This is a genomic window from Pontibacterium sp., assembly GCF_041587635.1.
Taxonomy (GTDB): Bacteria; Pseudomonadota; Gammaproteobacteria; order Pseudomonadales; family Balneatricaceae; genus Pontibacterium.
In genome coordinates this window covers 1-4,335 of sequence record NZ_JBFGYC010000356.1, presented here as the reverse complement: position 1 = coordinate 4,335, position 4,335 = coordinate 1, and the positions used below count along the sequence as shown (strand labels likewise).

5 protein-coding genes are annotated in these 4,335 nt (G+C 53.0%); 3 read left to right on the top strand and 2 right to left on the bottom strand.

Going from position 1 to position 4,335, the window contains the following annotated elements:
* Nucleotides 1-119 precede the first annotated feature (119 nt).
* Complete coding sequence (locus ABYW01_RS15355) at nt 120-1,040, top strand: HD-GYP domain-containing protein (RefSeq protein ID WP_372834291.1); 921 nt, start codon at nt 120-122, stop codon at nt 1,038-1,040.
* Between the two features lie 559 nt (nt 1,041-1,599).
* On the opposite strand, the gene ABYW01_RS15350 is transcribed toward ABYW01_RS15355, so the two are convergent.
* Complete coding sequence (locus tag ABYW01_RS15350) at nt 1,600-2,061, bottom strand: Lrp/AsnC family transcriptional regulator (protein WP_193953393.1); 462 nt, start codon at nt 2,059-2,061, stop codon at nt 1,600-1,602.
* 156 nt (nt 2,062-2,217) lie between these two features.
* Here ABYW01_RS15350 and ABYW01_RS15345 point away from each other — a divergent pair, with 156 nt between their 5' ends.
* On the top strand, nt 2,218-3,150 hold the full coding sequence (locus tag ABYW01_RS15345) for a DMT family transporter (protein ID WP_372834287.1): 933 nt from the start codon (nt 2,218-2,220) through the stop codon (nt 3,148-3,150).
* 1 nt (nt 3,151) lies between these two features.
* Here the strand turns inward: ABYW01_RS15345 and ABYW01_RS15340 are convergent, their stop codons facing one another.
* Nucleotides 3,152-3,895 (bottom strand): spermidine synthase, encoded by a 744-nt coding sequence (locus ABYW01_RS15340; protein WP_372834285.1) that lies wholly within the window; start codon nt 3,893-3,895, stop codon nt 3,152-3,154.
* A gap of 194 nt (nt 3,896-4,089) precedes the next feature.
* Here ABYW01_RS15340 and ABYW01_RS15335 point away from each other — a divergent pair.
* On the top strand, nt 4,090-4,335 hold a 246-nt coding region (locus ABYW01_RS15335), incomplete at its 3' end, for a PAS domain-containing protein (RefSeq protein ID WP_372834283.1).

Below are 4,335 nucleotides of genomic sequence, written 5' to 3'. Positions count from 1 at the left end.
GATGGACGGTCAGCGGGTGCTGTTCGAATCGTTTATCCAGCTGATCGGTCGCGCGATTGACCATAAATCACCGGTAACCGGTAACCGGTAAACACTGCGAACACGTACCCGAGATCGCCATGTTGCTGGCCGATGCTATTAACAATACTGATCACGGTCCCTATGCGGATACCCAGTGGAACGATGAGGAGATGTACGAGTTGAAGGTCGCGGCCTGGTTACATGACTGCGGTAAGATCACTACGCCAGAAGCGATCATCGACAAAGCCACTAAGCTACATACGCTAATCGATCGCATCGAACTGGTTGAAGGCCGTTTCCGTGAGCACAAGCAGCAACTGGAAATTGAGTTGCTGCGCGCCCTACCCCGCTTAGATCCAACAGCCGCTGCCGATACACATGCCGATTTCGAAGCACGCTGCGCACAACTGGACGACGACCTCGCCTTCCTGCAAAAAGCCAATATCGGTGGCGAGTTTATGGCCCCCGAAGATCAGGCCCGTGTCGCGCAGATCGGCCAGTGCGAATGGCTGGATGTGAACGGCCAGACCCGACGTATGTTATCCGACGATGAGATAAAGAACCTCTGCATCATCCGTGGCACCCTGACCGAAGAAGAGCGTCAGATCATGCGTGATCACATCAAGGTCACCATCGATATGCTGGAATCGCTACCCTACCCCCGTAACTTAAGCAACGTGACGGAGATCGCCTGTAACCATCACGAAAGCCTGAACGGGAAAGGTTACCCCCGAGGACTGGATGCTGAGCAGCTTTCACTGCGTGCGCGCATTATGTGTATTGCGGATATTTTTGAAGCCCTGACCTCGGCTGATCGTCCGTACAAGCAGGGGATGAAGCTATCGCAGTCCATGACGATCATGGGCCGTATGGTGGAAGAGGGTCATCTGGACCCGGATCTGTTTGCGCTGTTTGCCCACAGTGGGACCTATCGGAAGTATGGTGAGCGCCATATGGCTGAGCGGCAGTTAGATGAGGTGGAATTGGGGAGTTTACCGGGGTTGAGGGAATACGTGTAAGGTTCGCTTATCGCGTTGATTCTAGTCTAGCTCGACTATTCTGCATTGCGTTTCGCCCCTGTTGGGCGAGGTAAGGGAGGGGGTTGGCCCTCCCTTACCAATCCCTGCCAACCCCACTACTTGCCGGACTGAGTCCGGTTCCCTGCGCGTTTCGAAATAAAACGAAGCGAATGAACTCGGCCTACGGCCTCAAACAGAATTCGCTTTAACCGTTTTAGTTCTGCAATGCTCGGCGGCGTAGAGGGGCATTTAGTCCGTGCCAACGTTATGTTTCGTGGTTCAAAATAAATTGCTTTCTACTGCAGCGGACATTCAGGTTTCTGCCGTATTTAATTCCCCTCTACGCAGCCGAGCACTGGAGCAGTCAATCGAATTTAAGCGAGGACTGTTTGAGGCGTTCAGCCGAGTTCCGCAGCGTCGATTGATTGTGAAGCGCACAGGGTATCCCGCAAAGCGGGACAAGTAGTGGGGCTGACGGGGATTGATAAGGGGAGTTCAGCGACTCCCCTTATCTCGCCCTATTAGGGCGATAAACAGAGAAAAAAGACCATCTGAATCCCTACAACTTCAATGGCAAAGGCGCCTCCGTCTTAACCGCCTGCAACGCAAAATTACTCTCAATTTCTCTAACCATATTCAACCGCTGCATCTGCTTCACCAATCGGTCATAGTCGATCAGATCCTCCGCCACAACTTCCAGCAGATAATCAGCCGACCCGGACACCGTATGGGCATTCACCACCGCATCCATCTCACGTACCGCATCTTCAAAACCGGTCACCGATTCTGCACTGTGATCGTGTAGCTTCACCTGCACAAATACCGTCATACCCAACCCGACCACCTGCCGATTGAGCTGCGGCCGGTAGCCCTGAATAACACCTTCGGTTTCCAACCGGCGTAAACGCCGCAGACAGGGTGAAGGAGAGAGCGCCACCCGCTCGGCAATCTCTGCGTTACTCAACCGTCCGTCCTGTTGCAGGATCTTCAGAATTTTAAGATCGATCTCATCTACTTTCATACGCCACACTCAAACATAAGCATTAAATGCCAAAGTAAAAACCATTAACGCAACTATCAACTAAAAATGACCCAATAGGCAACCCAAATAACAACTTTCGACTTTCTCTTTTCTCGGATAATAGCCGCCAATACAACACGAACAGGACTTCATCCGATGAACCAGTACCGAGGCGAACCCGCCGTCAACCTGAAAGGCCTTGCGGCCATGCTGGTAACCTTGTTGATCTGGGTCGGCTTCCTGCTTTCGCTGCGAGCGGAAAATCATTCCCCGCTCACGTCCAGCGATCTGGGACTGATGCGGTTTGGCTTACCAGCTATCGTGTTTCTACCCTGGTTACTCAAGAGCTGGCACAAAGTACGCCGGATGGCGTGGCGTCACAGCGTGATGATCCTATTGGGCGGGTTACCATTCTTCTATCTGGTCTCGCTGGGCACCGGATACGCGCCGGCTGCCCATGCAGGAGCACTGGTACCGGGTAGCGCACCGCTGTTTGTGACCGGGCTGGCCGTGCTGGTGTTTGGTGAACCGCTGCCTCGTCGGCGTCTGCTCGGGCTGGCTACAATTCTGTTGGGGATACTGCTGTTACTGGGCAGTGCGCTGATCAATTTTGAACAGGGTTATTGGCGTGGTCATCTGGCGTTTCTGGGAGCCACACTATTGTGGGCACTCTATACGCTGGGACTCAGGGTGGCGGGTATCAATCCGCTGGAAGCGACCGCCCTGCTCTGTACCAGTGCGACTGCGGTGCTGGGCATCATGTTGGGCATGGGCTGGGTGGAATCAAATATCAGCCAGACCGCATGGACTGAACTGTGGCCATTTCTGCTGACTCAGGGCATTGGCGCCGGAATCGTGGGTGGTGTGACTTACGGTGTTGCGATCAATAATCTGGGGGCCGAAAAAACAGCCGCGTTGGGTTCCTTCACCCCGGCACTGGCAGCCATGGCGGCAATTCCACTACTTGGCGAACATCTGACGCTGAGTACCCTCGGGGGTGTATTGATCATTATGGCGGGGGTACTGCTTGCCAGCGGTATCAAGCTCAAGCGACACCACCAAGCAGATAGCAAAGTGCGAATAACCTGACCTAAGTGTGCTCTTTCAAGCGACCGAGGTGGGCGCTGAGGGAAAAGCCCAGTTTTTGACTCAGCTCCCGCGCGTCGTTTTTTAGCTGTTTGGCGGTGCGGTTACTCTCGCGCTTGCCTGCAAATACAATCCAGTTTCCGCTTTGTGTTGCACAACTGCGCACATCGTCGAAAATCTCGATCAGGGTCTGCAGAGAATCATTGCCCTGATGTTCTCGCCAACAGTTCAACACCAGCCAGCCGTCCTGTTTCAGGCGATCATGGCAGTTCATCAGGAAGCTGGGATCAAGCTGCTGCTCATCCAGCCCATCCGCGCCATAGATATCACTGAACAGGATGTCAGCTTTTTTGCTCTCCACGGTCTGCAGATATTCGTTGGCATCCATCGTATGGACCTCCAAACGTTTACCCCGTGGCAGCTGGAAGTATTTATAGGCGGCTTTAACCACCTCCGGTCGCAGCTCGACAACCTGCTGTTTCAGCGACGGATAGTGCCCGTGCAGGCAGCTGTTTAAACTCCCCGCCCCCAACCCCAGACTGATGCTCTGCTTGGGATCTTTAAACAGCAACACCAGCAACATAGCCCGCACATACTCATGCTGTGGTGTCAGAGGCTCGTGTTTCAGCCAGCAACTCTGTTCATCGTTATCGCCGAATGCCAGATAACGTTTGTGGCCGTCTTCCACAACCGATACCACGCCATACTCGTCATAGCCGCGATAAATCTCTTTTCCCGGAAGTGCCATCTGATCTCCACTGAACACGGCTGTTTTGGGGGTGGCCGCTAAACTAGTCGTTTTACCGCAGGAAGTCACAAATTCTTTCAAAAAATAGAGATCGAATATTCACTAACCGCCTGAAACCTGATCCGGTTTCATGTAATATTTCGTTTGAAATATCTACCCAACACACCACCATTTAGGGATAAAAGGTCAAACACATGTTCGAACTGGACCAGCCACCAGAAGACACCAGAACGGATATAAACGCGGCAGTGAAGCAAGTGTTTGATGCAACCCCGGTCGCGATGATTCTATCCAGCCCTGATGGCAGCTTCGAATACGTCAATCCAGCGATGAAACGGATGCTGGGATATGGCAACGAAATCTACGATGCTGACGTGGTTATTTCCCATCCCGACGATCTAGCGATAAACAGACAGATCAGGGATCGTTTGCGCCGCAGT

Coding starts and splice junctions, on each gene's coding strand:
- ABYW01_RS15340 (WP_372834285.1), bottom strand. CDS start 3,895: ATGGCACTTCCGGGAAAAGAGATTTATCGCGGCTATGACGAGTATGGC.
- ABYW01_RS15355 (WP_372834291.1), top strand. CDS start 120: ATGTTGCTGGCCGATGCTATTAACAATACTGATCACGGTCCCTATGCG.
- ABYW01_RS15350 (WP_193953393.1), bottom strand. CDS start 2,061: ATGAAAGTAGATGAGATCGATCTTAAAATTCTGAAGATCCTGCAACAG.
- ABYW01_RS15345 (WP_372834287.1), top strand. CDS start 2,218: ATGAACCAGTACCGAGGCGAACCCGCCGTCAACCTGAAAGGCCTTGCG.